Source organism: Haloferax gibbonsii ATCC 33959 (genome assembly GCF_000336775.1).
Classification (GTDB): Archaea; Halobacteriota; Halobacteria; order Halobacteriales; family Haloferacaceae; genus Haloferax; species Haloferax gibbonsii.
Window position 1 is genome coordinate 80,581 of record NZ_AOLJ01000013.1, and the last position, 18,631, is coordinate 99,211.

At 67.6% G+C, this 18,631-nt stretch carries 17 protein-coding genes and 1 tRNA gene; 9 read left to right on the forward strand and 9 right to left on the reverse strand.

The features are described 5' to 3' along the window. The first annotated feature begins 27 nt into the window (after positions 1-27). Entirely contained in the window at positions 28-1,716 is a 1,689-nt protein-coding gene (locus C454_RS08125) for a YcaO-like family protein (protein ID WP_004974409.1), read from the forward strand. Positions 1,717-1,933: 217 nt separating this feature from the next. Here the strand turns inward: C454_RS08125 and C454_RS08130 are convergent, their stop codons facing one another. The 3 genes from C454_RS08130 to C454_RS08140 form a co-directional block, all read right to left on the reverse strand. Further along, complete coding sequence (locus C454_RS08130) at positions 1,934-3,052, reverse strand: DUF63 family protein (protein WP_004974411.1); 1,119 nt, start codon at positions 3,050-3,052, stop codon at positions 1,934-1,936. A gap of 152 nt (positions 3,053-3,204) precedes the next feature. Then, on the reverse strand, positions 3,205-3,675 hold the full coding sequence (locus C454_RS08135; protein WP_004974414.1) for an Lrp/AsnC family transcriptional regulator: 471 nt from the start codon (positions 3,673-3,675) through the stop codon (positions 3,205-3,207). A 93-nt stretch (positions 3,676-3,768) separates the two neighbouring features. Further along, positions 3,769-4,566 (reverse strand): inositol monophosphatase family protein, encoded by a 798-nt coding sequence (locus tag C454_RS08140; protein ID WP_004974416.1) that lies wholly within the window; start codon positions 4,564-4,566, stop codon positions 3,769-3,771. A gap of 91 nt (positions 4,567-4,657) precedes the next feature. Here C454_RS08140 and C454_RS08145 point away from each other — a divergent pair, with 91 nt between their 5' ends. Continuing rightward, a complete protein-coding gene (locus C454_RS08145; protein WP_004974418.1) occupies positions 4,658-4,927 on the forward strand; it encodes a hypothetical protein in 270 nt (89 codons plus the stop codon). A gap of 763 nt (positions 4,928-5,690) precedes the next feature. Here the strand turns inward: C454_RS08145 and C454_RS08150 are convergent. From C454_RS08150 to C454_RS08160, 3 genes are all read right to left on the reverse strand, one after another. Further along, positions 5,691-5,774: transfer RNA gene (locus C454_RS08150), tRNA-Leu, on the reverse strand. Between the two features lie 45 nt (positions 5,775-5,819). Then, positions 5,820-6,479, reverse strand: coding sequence for an urease accessory protein UreH domain-containing protein (locus tag C454_RS08155; protein WP_004974420.1), 660 nt, complete (start codon positions 6,477-6,479; stop codon positions 5,820-5,822). A gap of 68 nt (positions 6,480-6,547) precedes the next feature. After that, complete coding sequence (locus C454_RS08160; RefSeq protein WP_049905042.1) at positions 6,548-6,736, reverse strand: hypothetical protein; 189 nt, start codon at positions 6,734-6,736, stop codon at positions 6,548-6,550. Between the two features lie 89 nt (positions 6,737-6,825). Between C454_RS08160 and C454_RS08165 the strand changes: the two genes are divergently transcribed. After that, positions 6,826-7,311, forward strand: coding sequence for a DUF309 domain-containing protein (locus C454_RS08165; protein WP_004974424.1), 486 nt, complete (start codon positions 6,826-6,828; stop codon positions 7,309-7,311). A gap of 119 nt (positions 7,312-7,430) precedes the next feature. After that, on the forward strand, positions 7,431-8,291 hold the full coding sequence (locus tag C454_RS08170; RefSeq protein WP_004974426.1) for a M14 family metallopeptidase: 861 nt from the start codon (positions 7,431-7,433) through the stop codon (positions 8,289-8,291). Between the two features lie 26 nt (positions 8,292-8,317). Here C454_RS08170 and C454_RS08175 read toward each other — a convergent pair whose 3' ends face one another. Genes C454_RS08175 through C454_RS08185 form a run of 3 tightly spaced genes read right to left on the reverse strand, consistent with a single transcriptional unit; the run spans position 8,318 to position 9,853 of the window. Beyond that, complete coding sequence (locus C454_RS08175; protein ID WP_004974428.1) at positions 8,318-8,965, reverse strand: HAD family hydrolase; 648 nt, start codon at positions 8,963-8,965, stop codon at positions 8,318-8,320. 33 nt (positions 8,966-8,998) lie between these two features. Beyond that, positions 8,999-9,448, reverse strand: coding sequence for a UPF0179 family protein (locus C454_RS08180; protein WP_004974429.1), 450 nt, complete (start codon positions 9,446-9,448; stop codon positions 8,999-9,001). A gap of 24 nt (positions 9,449-9,472) precedes the next feature. Then, on the reverse strand, positions 9,473-9,853 hold the full coding sequence (locus C454_RS08185) for a DUF5820 family protein (protein WP_004974432.1): 381 nt from the start codon (positions 9,851-9,853) through the stop codon (positions 9,473-9,475). Positions 9,854-10,386: 533 nt separating this feature from the next. Between C454_RS08185 and C454_RS08190 the strand changes: the two genes are divergently transcribed. The 5 genes from C454_RS08190 to C454_RS08210 are packed head-to-tail and all read left to right on the forward strand — an operon-like array spanning position 10,387 to position 18,602. Beyond that, entirely contained in the window at positions 10,387-12,459 is a 2,073-nt protein-coding gene (locus tag C454_RS08190; protein WP_004974434.1) for a PrkA family serine protein kinase, read from the forward strand. Next, positions 12,456-14,735 carry a PrkA family serine protein kinase gene (locus C454_RS08195; protein WP_004974435.1) on the forward strand — a complete coding sequence of 760 codons (2,280 nt, stop codon included), beginning with the start codon at positions 12,456-12,458 and terminating at the stop codon, positions 14,733-14,735. The genes C454_RS08190 and C454_RS08195 overlap by 4 nt, the downstream gene beginning before the upstream one ends. After that, complete coding sequence (locus C454_RS08200; RefSeq protein WP_004974438.1) at positions 14,726-16,045, forward strand: YeaH/YhbH family protein; 1,320 nt, start codon at positions 14,726-14,728, stop codon at positions 16,043-16,045. The genes C454_RS08195 and C454_RS08200 overlap by 10 nt, the downstream gene beginning before the upstream one ends. Further along, a complete protein-coding gene (locus C454_RS08205) occupies positions 16,042-18,051 on the forward strand; it encodes a SpoVR family protein (RefSeq protein ID WP_004974440.1) in 2,010 nt (669 codons plus the stop codon). Before C454_RS08200 ends, C454_RS08205 begins: the two co-directional genes overlap by 4 nt. A gap of 8 nt (positions 18,052-18,059) precedes the next feature. Next, positions 18,060-18,602, forward strand: coding sequence for a DUF7344 domain-containing protein (locus C454_RS08210; protein WP_004974441.1), 543 nt, complete (start codon positions 18,060-18,062; stop codon positions 18,600-18,602). Positions 18,603-18,631 lie beyond the last annotated feature (29 nt).

Consider the following 18,631-nt stretch of genomic DNA (forward strand, 5'->3'; position numbering starts at 1 on the left):
TTCCCGCCGCCGCCCCTCGTCGCGCGCATGAACATCGGACTCGTCGGGAGCGGTCCCGCCGCCGAGTCGATTCGCGCGGCGTGCGCCGACATCGACGCGACGGTCTCGGAGACGACCCCCGACTCGCTCGGTTCGTTCGACCTCGGCTTCGTCGTCGCCGCGGCCGGCAGCGACGCCTTCGACGCGGCCGACGAAGCCGCTTCGAGATGGCTCGCCGTCGAAATCGGCGGTGTCGGCGGCCACCCCGTGGACGACCTTGACGCGGCCGTCTCGGCGTTCGACCCCGGCAGCGCCGACTTCGCGGACCTCCGGGCGCGCGTCGCGTCCACCACGGAGTCGGAGGGACGCCCCGGCGGTGACCGCGCGGCCGTCCGACTCGCCGGCGCGGTGGCCGGGCGGCGCGGTATCGCGCTCCTCTCGGGCGACGACGTGGCCGGGACCGTCGTCGAAGTCCCCGGTCCCGAGCGGTCGTTCCTCCCCGCGCCGTCGCCGATGGAGCGGGACCGAACCCTCGACCGCGACTTCCGCGCCGTGGAGTTAGACGACGCGCTCGCGCGGGCCGAATCGGCCGTGGACGACCGCGTCGGCATCGTCACGCAGGTCGGCGAGCGCGAGTCGTTCCCGCTGCCGTACTACGTCGCGCAGACGGCGGACACGACGGTCTACGCCGACGCTCGGGCGGCCGAACTCGCCGGCGGCGCGGCCGCCGGCTGGGACGAGGCCTACATGAAGGCGCTCGGCGAGGCGCTCGAACGCTACTCGGCGGGCGTCTACCGCTCCAGCGAGTTCGCCGTCGCGCCCGCGGCGTCTCGGCCGGCCGCGGTGCCGCCGAGTCGCTTCGTCAGACCCGACTCCTTTCGCGACCCCGACCCCGAGGAGCCGATTCAGTGGGTCGAAGGCGAGGACCTCGCGACCGGCTCGACCGTCTCGCTCCCGGCGGAGTTCGTCCACTACCCGCCGCCGTCCGAGCGACACAAGCCGTCGATTACGACCGGGCTCGGCCTCGGCAACTCCGGGACCGAGGCGATTCTCTCGGGGCTCTACGAGGTCGTCGAGCGCGACGCGACGATGCTCGCGTGGTACTCGACGTTCGACCCGCTCGGACTGGACGTGACCGACGAGACGTTCGAGACGCTGGCGGCCCGCGCCCGCTCGGAGTCCCTAGAAGTGACCGCGCTCCTCGTGACGCAGGACGTGGACGTGCCGGTCGTGGCGGTGGCCGTCCACCGCGACGGCGAGTGGCCGAAGTTCGCGATGGGCTCCGGCGCGGACCTCGATGCGAACCGCGCCGCTCGCTCCGCGCTGGCCGAGGCGCTCCAGAACTGGACCGAACTGCGCGGCATGGGACCGGAGCAGGCCGCGACGCAGGGCGGCGCGATTGCGACCTACGCCGACTTCCCGAAGCCGGCTCGGACGTTCGTCTCGCCGGACGCGACTATCCCAGCGGACTCGGTCGGCCCCGACGAGGTCCCCGAAGGCGCGGCCGAACTCGACGCGGTCGTCTCGGCGGTCACGGACGCCGACCTCGACGCGTACGCGGCGCGGACCACCCCGCGCGACGTGGAACGACTCGGCTTCGAGGCGGTCCGCGTGGTCGTTCCGGCCGCACAGCCGCTTTTCATCGGCGAGCCGTACTTCGCCGACCGCGCCGAGTCGGTGCCGCGAGACCTCGGCTTCGAGCCGCGACTGGACCGCGAGTTCCACCCGTTCCCGTAGCTGGCGGGTCCCGGGGGTCGCGGGCGTCAGAGCTGACAGCCGGCACGGGCGGCCGCGTGGCAGGCGGGGGCCTTCGTATCCGCGCGCCGGTGTGCCGGACACCCGCAGGCCGCCGCGCGGCGTGAGTCACAGAATAGCGGCGTTGGCCGCGGCTCGGTGCTTGAAGCTTCGCCGGAGGAGAAAACGAGGGGTCGGAACGCGGGAGACTGCGGGGCGGTTAGACGCCGAACGTCGCGCGGAGCATGTCGCGGCTCCCCGGTCCGAGGCCGACCGCGAGGACGGCGATGAGGAGCAAAATCGCGTAGCGCGGGCTGTCCTCGAATATCTGCTCGTCGAACACCCAGACGACGGCGGTCGCGGCCACGAGCTTGACGAGCAGGAACGGCCACGCGTCGCCCGTGACGGCCAGCACCGACTCGGGGAGCGTGGAGGCCGTGAAGTCGACGACCGCTTGATTCACCGGGTGCTTCGGGACGAGGTTGTTGCCCGCGCCGAGCGCGACCATCCAGTCGAGGCCGATGACGTTCGCCACGCCGTCGATGGCGTGGCCCCAGATGACGACGAGGCCGATGTATCCCGTTCCCTCGTTGACCTCGGGGGCGAAGCGCTCGACGAGCCACCACGTCGCCGCGGTGACGAGCGTCGCGCCGACGAGGATGACGACGAGCACCTGCGGGTAGAACGTCGCGCCCTGCGCGCCGGTGAGGCCGGCCCACAGGAGGTAACCGACCGCCACCGCGAGCACCGCGAGGCCGGCCCCGAACAGCGGTTTCACGTAGTCGTCGACGAGCCCCCGCCGTTCGGCGAAGACGCTCGCGACGACGGCGACGAGCGTGATTGCGAAGACGGTCACGTAGATAACCGGGCTGATGACGAGCGTGTTCAGCGGGTAGCTGATGAGCGCGTCGGCGACGCCGGGCGAGTCGTTAGCGTCCTCGACCACGCGGAACGCGCCGCCGAACAGCATGAACGGGAAGAGCGCGTAGAAGAACCGGGGGCTCTCGCCGATGTCGAGGCGGCGGAGGAGGAACACGACGCCCGAGAGCGCGATGACGAGCGTGACCATGTAGCCGACCTCGGAGACGAGGGTGTAGCCGGGGTACGCGACGGGTTCGGCCGCGGCGGCGCAGGCCGACGCCGTGTCGAGGTACTGCGTGGCGCCGTTCGCCCGAATCGCACAGACGGCCGAGTTCGCGTCGGCTTGGACGGGGCCCCAGAAGTAGTGCCAGATGAAGCCGTCGTAGACGACGCGAGGGAACGCGAGCGACCCGCCGACGAGGGCGACGAGGATGGCCGCGACGCCGAGCCCCCAGAGGCGCTCGGGGTCGAGACCCATTCGCTCTGCTACCGTTGCCATAGGCGATACCCCGACGGCGGGCCTGTTGAGGGTTCCGGTCTCTCGCATCCGTCGCGCACGCCTCGGCGCGGCGAGTCGGCGTCGTGGCGAGTCGGCGTCGCAGCGAGGTGGCGCTCCGCGGCGGGCGAGGTTCAGTCCTCGTCGTCGGGGTCGCGAATCGGCAGCACCGGGTCGTCGTACTCGGTCCCGAGGATGACCATCGTCTGGGACCGCGAGAACCCGTCGAGCTCGGCGATGTGGTCGAACATGAGCTCGCGCAGGGCGTCTGTGTCCTCGGCGTACACTCGGAGCATCACGTCCCACTCGCCGGTGGTGAGGTCGATTTCCTGGACGCCCTCGATGTCGCGAAGCTGTTGGAGCGCCTCCTTCTCGCGACCCTGCTTGACCCGGAAGCCGACCAGCGCGGAGGTGCCCAGGCCGACCTGCCGCGGGTCGACGTGGGCGTGGTAGCCCTCGATGACGCCGGCGTCTTCCATCCGACCGACCCGGTCGTGAACCGTCGCGCTCGACATGTCGATTCTGCGGGCGATTTCGCTGAACGGGGTCCGCGCGTCTTCCATCAGAATCCGGAGAATCGCCCGGTCCGTCGCGTCGAGGTCCATGCTATCCTTTCTGATGGGGGGTGACTTCGCACTTGCGGATGGGAAGCACGCTCGCGCCCGCGGCGAGCGCGTCCGGTTCCGGTTTTCGTCCGTCTACCGCTCGTCGATTTCGCGGGCCGCCTCCAGCACGACGTCGTGGACGCGCCCGTTCGAGGCGACGAGTCCCGCCGAATCGTGTCGCCACTCGTTGCCGTCGAGGTCCGTGACCGTCCCCCCGGCCATCCGGATGAGGTGTGCGCCGGCGACCGAGTCCCACGGGTTCGCCCGCTTGTTCGTGATGACGCCGTCGAGCGACCCGTCGGCGACGTACGAGAGCACGACCTGCATGCTCCCGTAGCGACGGAGGTCGCCGAAGCGCGTGACGATGGCGCGGGCCGCCGCGGCGTACTCGTCGCGGACGTCGTAGTCCCACCAGAACGTCGGACAGACCGTACACGTCTCGGGGTCGTCGCGCTGGCTCACCGAAATCTCCTCGCCGTTGCGGTAGGCCGCCTCGTCGTCGGCCGCGTAGCAGTCGTCGAGGGCGGGCAGGTAGTTGGCCGCCGCGACGGGGTCGCCGTCGCGGACGGCGGCGACCGAGGTCGCCCAGACCGGCACGTTGCGCACGAAGTTGTTCGTCCCGTCGATGGGGTCGACGACCCACGCCGGTCCCGACTCGGGAACCGACTTGAGTTCGTCGTCCTCCTCGCCGACGATTGGGTCCTCGGGAAACGCCCCGCGGATTCGCTCGACGACGCGGCGCTGGGCGTCCTTGTCGGCCTGCGTGACCACGTCCGTCTTTCCGTCTTTCGTCTCGACGGCGATGCCGGTTCTGAAGGCCCGTCGCGCGACTGCGCCGCCGTCGCGGGCCGCGCGCTGTGCCCGGTCCGCCCGGGCATCGAGTTCGTTCATGGGCGTGACAGGACCGGCAGGTGCCTATATCCACCGACCCGACGCCGACGCGGCCCGGTGGCTTATGTCGATGGACGGTTTACCTCGTGTCGTGTCAGACGCTATCGACCTCCCGGCGCGGGTCCGCGAATCGCTCGCGGAGTCCTTCGACGACGCCAGAGCGGCCGTCAGAGCCGGCGACGCCGAAACCGCGCTGGAACACGTCGAGACGGCGTCCCGCGTGCTCGGCCACAAGGTTCCGCCGAGCCCGCTCAAGGAGAAACTCCGGCACGGCGTCGCGGCCGTCGAGCGCACCGCGGCCGACGAACCGCTCGTCGCCTCGGAGTACCTCCGGCTCATGAGTCAGTTGGTCCGGCCGTAGCGTCGCCGCCATGGCGACCCGAGCCCGACGCGTCGCGGACTGCGCCGTCCCGCCAGACGGCCGGCTCGCTCGGGGGTCGGAAAACGGGAAAAGCCAGAATTCGCAATTAGAACCCGGACGGAAGACGTTTTCCACAGCCCTCACGACCGTTTTCGGCTTGCGCCGAGTTCCCGAACTCCGATTCCTCGTGGTCCGGTACTTGGTCTTCCCGCCGCTCGCTCGCAGAGCGGTTTACGGGGCTGTTTCGGTTCCTCTTCGGCACTTTGACCTCGTCTTCCTGTTACGAAAGACTCGGTGTTCGTGTCGATTCCATTCCTCCGCGTCTTGCGATGCGTACCGTCGTCGACGCCTTTCACGTCGCCCGACGGATTCGGTTTGGTCATCCGGTGCGTCCTTGCGCTTCCGGCAACACTACAGTAGGTCGGAGAATATAATGAATGTTTCTGATAAACTCTGGACTGTCCGGAGATACTGATAGTTCGGCCGACGGAACGGTGGTGACGCTCGTCGCCGAACGTCGTCCTCGGTCGGCCCCCTTCCGGCACTTTTCACCGGAAACCCGGTCTGTTCATGATGAATCGTTCGGGATACTGGCGGCGGCGCTGTGGTGGCGTCGTAACCGGATGACCGGCGGGGGACAGAAGAGAACGTGTCCGCCATCGAGCGACCGGGTTTATACCGGGGTTGCGGGCCGCCTCGGTGCCCGCTTCCCGCCGTGGGGTGCGCTGCACTCGCCGCTCGTCACGTCGTTTCTCGCGATAAGTGCGAGGGGAGGGATTTGAACCCACGGACCCCTACGGGAGCGGATCTTGAGTCCGCCGCTTTTTCCTGACTTAGCTACCCTCGCGCGTACTCAAGTACGACAGGGGGACCGCTAAAACGTTGCGAAACGTCAGACGAGACCGCCGAACTGTTCGACGACGAGGAGGCCGCCGACGGCGATGCCGACGACGCCGGCCGCGGCGCGGAGGACGCGCGTCCCGCCGACCGCCATCGAGCGGCCCCAGAGGAACGAGACGGTCGCCATCGTGGCGATGGTCAGGAGGCTGAACGCCGCGAGGAACGCGACGGCCTGCCCCACCGCGGGTGCGGTCGAGACCATCGCGATGACGAGCGCGCCGCTGCCGGCGAAGCCGTGGAGGACGCCGACCCCGAACGACTCGTCGTGGACGTGCGTGTGTTTCGTCCCGAACGCGACGTTCCCGAGCGAGAGGTGTCGGTGGACGCCGCTGTCGTGGTCGTGGTCGCGGAGCGTCGGCACGGAGACGCCGGCGGCCCGGAGAAGCATCCGCGCCCCGAGGAGGACGAGAATCGCACCGACGACGACTTCGAAGAAGTGCGTCACCGACTCGGGCAGGCGGACGCCGAGCGCGACGAAGGTGAGACCGACGACGGCAATCGGAATCGAGTGCCCGACGCCCCACGAGGCGCCGACGATGCTCGGTCGGTCGTCGTCTTCGACCATCGTCGCGACGGCGGCGAGGTGGTCGGCTTCCAGCGCGTGCCGGACCCCGATAACCCCGCCGGCCACGAGTGCTGATGCGAGTGCCATACGCTCGAAAGGACGAATCGCGGTAAATAGGTCAGGGGTCCCGACGGGTACTCCGACCCGGTCGGAGCCTACTCCGGCCGCCACTCGCAGGACGCGCCGGTCGTCAGCCCCGCCGCGTCGATGTGCGACGAGAGGCACGCGTAGTTGCAGAACGCGCCCGCCGGCACGCGCTCGCCGGCTTCGAGTTCCGCCACGAAGACGGGGTCGTGACGCCGAACGTCGCTTCCGCAGTAGGTGCACTCGATTGCGTCCGTCACGTCCGACCGTTGTCGCGCTCGCACGAAAAAGTTGAGCGCCCGGTGTCGCCACCGATGGAGTTACCGGCTTCCCGGTCGCCCTGACTCACATGGACGAACACACCCGCGACCCGAGCGTCGCCCCGCCGCTCGGCAACCCGACGGGGTGGAACGACGAACTGCGGCTGTGGGAGCACGCGACGCTCCGCCGGGCGGTCGAACACGGCGTCCGCCTGTTCAACTCGGGTGATTTCCACGAGAGCCACGACTGCTTCGAAGACGAGTGGTACAACTACGGCGCGGGGACCGCGGAAAGCGCCTTCCTCCACGGGATGGTGCAGGTCGCCGCCGGCGCGTACAAGCACTTCGACTTCGAGAACGACGCGGGGATGCGGTCGCTGTTCGAGACGGCGCTTGAGTACATCCGCGGCGTTCCGAGCGACTTCTACGGCGTCGACGTGGACGACGTGCGCGAGACCCTCCGGGCGGCGCTGGACGACCCGACGGCGCTCCACGGCTGGCAAATCGAACTCGACGGCCACCGGGCGACCGCCTACCCCGCCGACTACGAGTACGTCGAGGGACTCGACCACTAACCGCGTCGGGCCGCGTCTTCGCCCGCCACGAACCGTCCCCGCCGACTAACACGTCCGCGAAAGCGGCGCGAACCGGGAGAATCTAAAGGTCCATTAGCGTCCAGTTCTAGGAACCGGCAATGCGAATCTACGAACTCGGTGACGGCACGCCCGAAGTGTCTGTCGTCGGGTCGATCCACGGCGACGAACCGTGCGGCGCTCGCGCCATCGAGCGGTTCGTCGCGGAGGACCCCGACGTCGAGCGCCCGGTGAAGCTCATCGTCGCCAACGAGGAGGCGCTGGCGGCGGACGAGCGCTACCTCGACGAGGACCTCAACCGGGCGTTTCCGGGCGACCCAAACGCCGAGAGCCACGAGCGACGCCTCGCCCACGACCTCGGCCGCGAGGTCCGCGGCACCACCGCGTTCTCGCTTCACTCCACCCAGTCGTACGCCGAACCGTTCGCCATCGTGGACACGGTCGACGCCATCTCCCGGTCGATTCTCCCCCGGCTCCCGGTCGACGTGGCCGTCGAGACGAACCACTTCGCGGAGGGCCGACTCATCGAGCACGCCCACACCATCGAGGTCGAAGCCGGCCTCCAGAAGTCCGACGAGGCGGCCGACAACGCCTACTGGCTCATCCGGGCGTTCCTCACCGCGACCAACGTTCTCCCCGCCCCCGCGGTTGCGAGCGACGGGAGCGGCGAGCTCGACGAGGAGTCCGAGTCGCAGACCGAAGACGACCGCCTGAAACTCGCGATTCCGGAGGAGAACAGCATCGACGTGTTCCGCCTGCTCGAACGGCTTCCCAAGCCGCCGGCGGACCAGTACGAGGTCCACGCGACCAACTTCGAACCCGTCGCCGCCGGCGAGACGTTCGCCCGCGCCGACGCCGAGCAGTTCGTCGCAGACCGCGACTTCTACCCCATTCTCCTCTCCGCGTACGGCTACGCGGACATCTTCGGCTACGCCGGCGACAAAGTCGGCACGCTCCCGTAGTCGGCAGACCGTCTCGTCTCTCCGCGCTACGCGTCGTCCTCGCCGAAGATTCGAGCGGCCGCCTCGGCGACCGATTCGACCGCCGCCGGGTCGTCGCCGGGACCGTCGTCGCCGACGTGGTACGCCTCCCACCCGGCGTCTCGCGCCCCGACCACGTCCTCGTCGTAGGTGTCGCCGACGTAGACGTAGTCGTCCGCCGGGAGCGCGGTCTCCGCGGCCTCGAAGACCCCCGAATCGGGCTTCCGCGAGGCGACCGCGGGGTCGTTCGAGACGACGACGGCGTCGACGACGCCCGCGAGGTCGTGGCGTTCGAGCTTCGCCCGCTGGACCGCCGGCGCGCCGTTCGTGAGAATCCCCGTCGGTCGGCGGTCGGCGACGCGGACGAGCGCCTCGCGGGCCGACGCGGGGACCGTCGTGGCGGCGAGTTCGGCCTCCGCGTAGCGCGCCACGAGCGCCTCCGGGTCGTCGCCGATGTCGAACTCGCCGGTGATCGCCTCGAAGCCGACCGCGTAGGGGTCCACGGCGAGGTCCTCGAACGCGTCGAAGAAGACGGAGAGATACCGGTCGTAGGCACCGTCCGGAGCGTCCGGCACCGCGCGGTCGAAGATGGTCTCGAAGTCGGCGGTGTAGCGGAGGAGCGTCAGGTCGAGGTCGAAGAAGACGGCGGTCGTCATATCAGGGCCAGCGGCCGGGAACCACAAAAATCCCTACTCGTCGGCGGGTTCGAACTCGACGAGCGTCAGGTTTCGGTCGAGGTGGCAGTGGTCGTGCGGCGGGTCGCCGAGCACGTCGCTGATGCGGTACTCCTGGTCGAACTCGGCACCCTCGGGGACGCAGTACTCGTGGCTGGGGCACTCGGTGTGCGGACACGGGCCCTGCAGGCTGGCCTTGCTCCCGGCGTACGCCCCCTTCGAGGGGACGTTCGCCGTGACCGGTGCCGGTTCGACCTCGACGGCGCGGACGCCCTCGTCGTGGACGGCGCAGTCGAGGACCTGCGTGTTCTCGCGCACGCCGAGGACCCGGTAGCGGACGCCCTCGGTGAGGTTGAGGCACTGCTGGCGGTACGGACACCCCTCGCAGGCGCTCGATTCACCGTGGTAGACGAACTCGGTGCCGGGGTCGGTCAGGCGGGCACCGACAAGCGTGACGGAGGTCATAGCGGTGGTTCTCCTGCGAGGTGGTTAAGGCTCCCGCCCGGTCAGCTCGTCGAGCTTCTCGAAGTAGTCCTCGCGGGGGACTTGGTAGGCGCTCCGGTAGTCTATCTCGCCGTCCGAAAAGCGCCCGGCGATGTCGGTCGCGCCCTCGACGGCCGCCTCGCGGGAGTCGAACTCCTCGACGACGACCTCGATTTCCGGTTCGAGATAGAGCACCGCGTGCCACGTCTCGGTGCGTATCTGCGTCGCGCCCGGGCGGTTCGCCCGCGACCCGTTCCACACGAAGACGGTCGGCATGCACTCGGCGGGAAAGGCGCTCTCGTTGAACACGTCGGGGCGGAACGCGAGGATGCGCCGACCCTCGTGTTCGTCGTTCCAGAGGGTCCACCCGTCGGGGAGGTCGGTCATGGGTGCGCTAGTCCGCCGCGCGTCCTAAGCCTTCCCGCTTCCGCGCCGAGGGGCGGTCGTCTCGACCCGGCTCGAAGCGCGTGGTTCGGGCCTCGAACGCGACCCATCGGAGACGACATGAATCCCAACCGACCCGATTAACGACACCGACAGTCGACTGAACCGCCGATTAAATCGACACACTTCGGCTGGTTGGAGGTTCACGGGACGTGGTACGTATCTGGATTGGTTGGCGTTCGAGACAATTTGTTGACTACTTTCAGAGAAAGCGTTATATGTTAACGTCTCTCATTGATTGGTAGTCTCGGTCCCCGGGCCGAGCGAGCCGTCGCGCATCGTCCGCAAATTGCCGATTCTGTCGCCAGTCGCCGACCCGTCGTAAGCGCGCAGCGGCGGCGACGCACTTCGACCTACCGCCCGCGGTCTGCGCCGCGGGTCCGTGGTTCGCGGTGTGTCGTCTGCGACCCGCGAACGCGGGCGCGTCGCCCTCGGTCGTCTAACCGGACGGCTGGTCCGACGAGGCTCCACGAACAATGACCGGCGAAATTGAAACACTCGCAGACCTGAGCAAGCACTACAAAGACTCCGTGCCCGCGGACCTCCGCGAGGCGAAGAGCTTCGAGTGGTACTTGGAAGAGGTCTACGCTCACCCAAAGATCGCTCGCAACGCCCACCAGCGCGTGGCGGACATGTTCGACTTCTACGGCACCCGTTACGACGAGGACGCGGGCGTCGTGGAGTACCTCATGGCCTCCGAAGACCCCCTTCACGACGGTGAAAACGTCTTCTACGGTCGCGAAGTACACGAGTCGATTCACGAGTTCGTCAACAAGGTGAAATCGGGGGCCCGCGGCCTCGGCCCCGAAAAACGCATCAAACTCCTCTTGGGTCCCGTCGGCTCCGGGAAGTCCCACTTCGACTGGATTTCCCGGCGCTACTTCGAGGATTACACGATGTCCGACGAGGGGCGGATGTACACCTTCCGGTGGACGAACCTCGGCGACGTCATCCGCGACCAGGACCCCTCCGACGACGTGGTCCAGTCGCCGATGAACCAGGACCCGCTCGTGTTGCTCCCGCAGGAACAGCGCGACGTGGTCATCAAGCAGTTGAACGAGAACCTCGACGCGCCGTACACCATCCGGAACGACCAGGCGCTTGACCCCGCCTCGGAGTTCTACATGGACCGACTGCTCGCCCACTACGACGACGACCTAGAGGAGGTCGTGGCGAACCACATCGAGGTCATCCGGCTCGTCGCCTCCGAGAACAAACGGCAGTGCATCGAGACGTTCGAGCCGAAGGACAAGAAGAACCAAGACGAGACCGAACTCACCGGCGACGTCAACTACTCGAAACTCGCGGTGTACGGCGAGTCCGACCCGCGGGCGTTCGACTACGCCGGCGCGTTCTGTAACGCGAACCGCGGCATCTTCTCCGGCGAGGAACTGCTGAAGCTCCAGCGCGAGTTCCTCTACGACTTCCTGCACGCCTCGCAGGAACAGACCATCAAGCCGAAGAACAACCCCCGAATCGACATCGACCAGGTCATCGTCGGGCGGACGAACATGCCGGAGTACAGAGAGAAGAAGGGCGACGAGAAGATGGAGGCGTTCAACGACCGGACGAAGCGCATCGACTTCCCGTACGTCCTCGAGTACGAACAGGAGGCCGAAATCTACCGGAAGATGCTCCGGAACGCGGACGTGCCCGACATCCACGTCGAGCCGCACACCTTAGAGATGTCCGGGCTGTTCGGCGTTCTGACCCGCATCGTCGAACCCGACTCCGACACCATCTCGCTCGTCCAGAAGGCGAAGGCCTACAACGGCGAGTTGGACGACGGCGACGACGTGGACGTGCGTAAACTCCGCGAGGAGGGCGAGAAGAAAGCCGACATCGCCGAGGGGATGGACGGCGTCTCCGCCCGGTTCATCGGCGACGAAATCGCCGAGGCCATCATGGACGCGACCCACCGCGGCCGCGGCTACCTCTCGCCGCTGTCCTCGTTTACCCACCTCGAAGAGAACCTCGAGAACCACGGGTCGATTCCCGAGGAGAACCTCGAACGCTACCACCGCTACCTCGAGATGGTCCGCGAGGAGTACAAAGAGCGCGCCATCGAGGACGTGCGCCACGCCCTCGCCTACGACATCGACGAGATTCGCCGGCAGGGCGAGAAGTACATGGACCACGTCATGGCCTACATCGACGACGCGACGGTCGAAGACGAACTGACGGGCCGCGACCAAGAGCCCGACGAGAAGTTCCTCCGCGCGGTCGAAGAGAAGCTCAACATCCCCGAGGACCGCAAGGACGACTTCCGACAGGAGGTCTCCAACTGGGTCTCTCGGCGCGCCCGCGAGGGGACGTCGTTCAACCCGCAGGACAACGACCGCCTCCGCCGCGCCCTCGAACGCAAGCTCTGGGAGGACAAGAAGCACAACATCAACTTCTCGGCGCTCGTCAGCGCGAACGAGCTGGACGACGACGAACGCAACGCGTGGATAGACGCGCTCGTCGACCAGGGTTACTCGCGCGACGGCGCACGGGAGGTGCTCGAGTTCGCCGGTGCGGAGGTGGCGAAGACCGAACTCGAAGGGTGACCATGCGAGACTACATCCGCGAGGCGGACGAGGCGCTCCGCGGCACCTACGAGGAGCCGATGAGCCTCGGCGAGTACGTCGACGCCGCGTTCGAGTCCCCGTCTATCGCCTCCCACGCGTCGAAGTACCTCTTGGAAGCCATCGAGTCGATGGGGACCAGACAGGTGGTCGAACAGGGCGAGGAGAAACAGCGCTACCGCTTTTTCGACGACCCCGCCAACGACGGCGAGCACGCGGTTCTCGGCAACACGGAGGTGCTCAACGCCTTCGTCGACGACCTGCGGACCATCGCCGCCGACCGCGGCAAAGCCGAGAAAATCGTCTGGTTCGACGGCCCGACGGCCACGGGGAAATCGGAGTTGAAACGCTGTCTCATCAACGGGCTTCGGGAGTACTCGAAGACCGACGCGGGGCGGCGCTACACCGTCGAGTGGAACGTCGCCAACGCCGACGACACCCGCGGGCTATCCTACGGCGGCGAGGTCGATGCCGCCGACGAGGACTGGTACGAAAGCCCGGTCCAGTCGCACCCGCTTTCGGTGTTCCCCGCGGAGGTTCGCAAGCGGCTGCTCGCCGACCTCAACAGCAGGAACGGCGACCACATCCCCGTCGACGTCGACGAGGACCTCGACCCGTTCTGCCTGGAGGCGTACACCTACCTCGAAGAGGAGTTCCGCAGAGCGGGCAAGCAGGACCTCTTCAGCGCCGTCACCGACCCGAAACACCTCCGGGTGAAAAACTACGTCGTCGACGTCGGCCGCGGCGTCGGCGTCCTCCACTCGGAGGACGACGGCTCGCCCAAGGAGCGACTGGTCGGGTCGTGGATGCCGAGCATGCTCCGCGAACTGAACTCCCGGGGGCGCAAGAACCCGCAGGCGTTCAGCTACGACGGCGTGCTCTCGCAGGGCAACGGCCTCCTCACCATCGTCGAGGACGCCACCCAGCACGCCGACCTGCTCCAGAAGCTCCTGAACGTCCCCGACGAGGGCCACGTCAAGCTGGACAAGGGAATCGGGATGGACATCGACACCCAGCTCGTCATCATCTCGAACCCGGACCTCGACGCCGAACTCGACAAGTACGCCGACAGGAACGGCCGCGACCCGCTGAAGGCGCTCAAGCGCCGGCTCAACAAACACGAGTTCCGCTACCTGACGAACCTCTCGCTGGAGGCCGAGCTCATCCGCCGCGAGCTGACCAACGAGACGAGCGTCTGGACCGACGACCCCGAGGCGATGGCCGACCGCGTCGCCGAGGCCGTCTCGCTGGACGTCCGCGAGGGGCCGGGCGAGGTCCGCACGCGCGAACTCGCGCCCCACGCCGTCGAGGCCGCGGCGCTCTACAGCGTCGTGACCCGGCTCGACGGCGACGACGTGCCGCGCGACCCGGACATCGAGTTCGACCTCGTCGACAAGGCGCTGTTGTTCGACCGCGGCTACCTGCAGGTCGGCGACCAGCGCCGCGAGGTATCGGCGTTCGAGTTCGTCGGCGACTCCGAGGGGACTCACGGGATTCCCGTGACGTTCACCCGCGACGTCATCGCCGACCTCCTGCACGACCGCGTCGACCGCAGACACCCCGACCTCGACGTGTCGTCGGTGGTGATGCCGACCGACGTGCTCGACGAGATGGTCGCCGAGCTATCGGACGCGCCCGTGTTCTCGCGGGCGGAGTCCTCGGAGTACGAGGGCCGCATCGCCATGGTCAAAGAGTACATCTTCGACCAGCAGGAGGCGGACGTGCTCGACGCGCTTCTCGCCGACAAAGGCGTCGAGCGCGAGACGGTCGAGGAGTACGTCGAACACGTCTACGCGTGGGCGTCCGACGGGCAGATAGAGACCGAGCGCGGGCCGGTCGACCCCGACCCGCTTCTCATGAAGCTGTTCGAGACCGAGCACCTCGGGCGCTTCTCGCCGGACGACTACGAGGGCAACGACCCCTCCGAGACGGTCGAGGACTTCCGCAACGAGAAGGTCATCACCGCGCTCAACCGCTACGCGTGGGAGAACCGCGACGAGGGCTTTACCGTCTCCGACGTGGACCTGACCGAGATTCCGGTCATCCGGACGGTGCTCGAAACCCACGACTGGGAGGACGTGCGCCGGCTGTTCTCCGACCTCGACCCCCGCCAGTGGGACGACCCGCCGGCGAACACTGAGACGGCGCGCGTGAAAGCACGCACCATCGACGAGTTGGTCGACCGCGGCTACACCGCGGCGTCGGCCGAACTGACCAGCCGTGCCGTGATGAAGGAGGTGAGCCACACATGGGACTGAGAGACGACCTCGAACGATTCCGCGAAGTGGGCGAAGAACGCCGCGAAGACCTCAAGGAGTTCATCTCCTACGGCGACCTCGGCGCGTCCGGCTCGAAAGACATCAAGATACCCATCAAGGTCGTGGACCTGCCGGAGTTCAAGTACGACCGCCTCGACATGGGCGGCGTCGGGCAGGGGAAAGGCGGCACGCCCGACGTGGGCCAGCCGCTCGGCCAGCCACAGCCCGGTGACGGCGAGGGCGAAGACGGCGAGCCCGGCGAGGAGGGGGCCGAACACGAGTACTACGAGATGGACCCCGAGCAGTTCGCCGAGGCGCTGGACGAGGAACTCGGCCTCGAACTCGAACCGAAGGGCAAGGAAGTCATCGAGGAGGTCGAAGGCGACTTCACCGACATCACCCGCAGCGGCCCCCACAGCACCCTCGACTTCGAGCGCCTGTTCAAGGAGGGCCTGAAGCGCAAGCTCGCGATGGACTTCGACGAGGAGTTCGTCCGCGAGGCGATGAAAGTCGACGGCACCTCGGCCCGCGAGGTGTTCCGGTGGTGCCGCGAGCAGAACATCCTCGTCTCGATGGCGTGGATCGAAGACGAGTGGAGCCGCATCCCGGACGACGAACGCGGGACGTGGGCCTCCTTCGAGGAGATGGAGGAGAACGTCGAGCGGACGACGGCCATCCAGCGCATCCGACGCGAGGGGCTCCGCGAGATTCCGTTCCGCCGCGAGGACGAGCGCTACCGCCACCCCGAGGTCATCGAGAAGAAGCAGTCGAACGTCGTGGTCGTCAACATCCGCGACGTGTCGGGGTCGATGCGGGAGACGAAGCGCGAACTCGTCGAACGAACCTTCACCCCGCTGGACTGGTACCTCACGGGCAAGTACGACCACGCCGAGTTCGTCTACATCGCCCACGACGCGGAGGCGTGGGAGGTCGAACGCGACGAGTTCTTCGGCATCCGCTCGGGCGGCGGGACGCGCATCTCGTCGGCCTACGAGCTGGCGAAGGAGGTGCTGGACGAGCGCTACCCGTGGCGCGAGTGGAACCGCTACGTCTTCGCCGCGGGCGACTCCGAGAACTCCTCGAACGACACCAAAGAGCGGGTCGTCCCGCTCATGCAGGAGATAGACGCGAACCTCCACGCCTACGTGGAGACCCAGCCCGGCGGGACCGCCATCAACGCCACGCACGCAGAAGAGGTCGAACGGAGCCTCGGCGAGCAGGGTAACGTCGTGGTCGCGTACGTCTCGGAGCCCGACGACGTCATCGACGCCATCTACACCATCCTCAGCACGGAGGCGACAGCAGAATGAGTTTCAGACGACACCGCAGAGACGCACAGCGCGAGGCCGCCAGACTCGACGAGCCCGTCCGGGAGGCCGGCGCGCTCGCGAAGAAGCTCGGACTTGACCCCTACCCGGTGAACTACTGGGTGGTCAACTACGACGAGATGAACCAGCTCATCGCCTACGGCGGGTTCCAAGAGCGGTATCCGCACTGGCGGTGGGGGATGACCTACGACCGCCAGCGGAAGACCGACCAGTTCGGCATGGGTAAGGCGTTCGAAATCGTCAACAACGACGACCCGGCGAACGCCTTCCTCCAGGAGTCGAACTCGCTGGCCGACCAGAAGGCCGTCATCACCCACGTCGAGGCGCACTCGGACTTCTTCAAGAACAACCAGTGGTTCGGGCTGTTCTCCGACGAGGGGCAGTTCGCCGCCGCGGCGATGCTCGAACGGCACGCCCAGACCATCGAACGGTACGTGGAAAACCCCGAGATCAGCCGGGACGACGTGGAGAAGTTCATCGACGCCGTCCTCTGTCTGGAAGACACCATCGACCAGCACCGGACCATCCGCGAGGCCGCCGCCGACGAGGACGGTCGTATCCCCGGAGACATTCGCGCCCAGTTGGACAGTCTCGACATCTCCGACGACGTGCGCCGCGAGGTGTTCGACGAGGCGTGGCTCGAGGGGGTCGAAGAGGCCGAACGCGAGGCCGCGAAGCTCACCGACCCCCGGAAGGACGTGCTCGCGTACGTCCGAGAACACGGGATGCGGTACGACGAGGAGACGGGCAAGGCCGAAGAGATGGAGCCGTGGCAGAAGGACGTCCTCGACATGCTCCGCGAGGAGGCGTACTACTTCGCCGCCCAGAAGATGACGAAGGTGATGAACGAGGGCTGGGCGGCCTACTGGGAGTCGCTCATGATGGGCGACGAGCGCTTCGCGGGCACGGACGAGTTCATCACCTACGCCGACCACCAGTCGCGCGTCCTCGGGTCGCCCGGGCTCAACCCCTACAAGCTCGGCAAGGAGCTGTGGGAGTACATCGAGAACTCGACGAACCGCGCGGAGGTCGCCGACAAACTCCTGCGCGTGAAGGGCGTCACGTGGCGCAACTTCCACGAGACGGTCGACTTCGACGAGGTGCAGACGCTCCTCCGGGCGGACCCCGCTATCGACGGCGTCAGCGCCGACTCCCTCGACGAACTGTCCGAACTCGGCCCCGACGAACCGAGAGTCGACCACGAGACCCTCGACAGGGCGCTGTCGGGCGACGAGTCGCTCGACCTCGAAGCGTACCCGTGGAAGCTCCTCACCTACGAGGGGCTCGCGGAGCGACACTACTCGCTGGTCAAGGCGCAGAACCGCGGGTTCCTCAGCCGGATTCGGCGCTCCGAACTCGAACAGCTCTCGCGGTACATGTTCGACGACGAGGTGTACGACAGCGTCGAGGAGGCCGTCGCCGACGTGGACAAGACCGCCGGCTGGGACCGGATGCGCGAGATTCGCGAGAGCCACAACGACGTGACGTTCCTCGACGCGTTCCTCTCCGAGGAGTTCGTCCGCGCGAACCACTACTTCGCCTACGAGTACTCCCAGTCGTCCCGGCAGTTCCGCGTCTCCTCGTCGGAGTACCGAGACGTGAAAAAGAAGCTCCTGTTCCAGTTCACGAACTTCGGAAAGCCGACTATCGCGGTGTACGACGGCAACTTCGACAACCGCGGGGAACTCCTGTTGGGACACCAGTACAACGGCGTCATCCTCGACATGAAGCAGGCGAAGGGCGTCTTGGAGCGCGTCTATCACCTCTGGGGCCGCCCGGTGAACCTGATGACCATCACGAAGGAGTTCGACGAGCACGAGGTCGAAGTCGCCCGTCGACGGGGGCGCGAGCCGACGCCGGAAGAGCGAGCCATCCGCGTCCGCTACGACGGCGAATCGTTCGACGAACACGACCTCGACCCCGAACTGGAGGCGCGTATCGCCGCCGGCGAGGTCGACTACGACACGAAGCCCGATGACTGGCTCTGAGCGGGGCGATGGCCGAGCCTGACTCGCCGACCGTCTCCGGCGAGCAGGCGGACGGCTCGCTCGACGAGGCCGACATCCACGACGTGCTCAGAAACGAGCGGCGGCGGCTCGCGCTCGAACGACTGCGCGACGGGGACGGTCCGGAGTCGGTCGGCGACCTCGCGGAGCACATCGCCGAGATAGAGTCCGGCGAGTCGCCACCTCCCAAGAACGTCCGTCAGAGCGTCTACATCTCGCTTCACCAGACCCATCTGCCCAAGCTCGACTCGCTCCGAATCGTCGCGTACGACTCGCGGGCGAAGACCGTCTCGCTCGGGTCGAGCGCGGCGGAGCTCGACCACTACTTGGCCGACGAGGAGCCGACGCAAGCCCCCTTCGCGCTCCTGTCGCTCGCGACGTGTCTCGCCGGGCTCGCGCTCCTCTTCGCCGGCTGGATGGGCGTCCCCGTCATCGACCGCGTTGACCCGCGACTCGTCGCCGGGCTCGCGCTCACCGTCGCCGCCGTCGTCGCCGGCGCGGAACTCGGCCTGCAGACGCGAAGCCGGACGTAGACCCGGCGACACGGCCGGGGGCCGCCCCA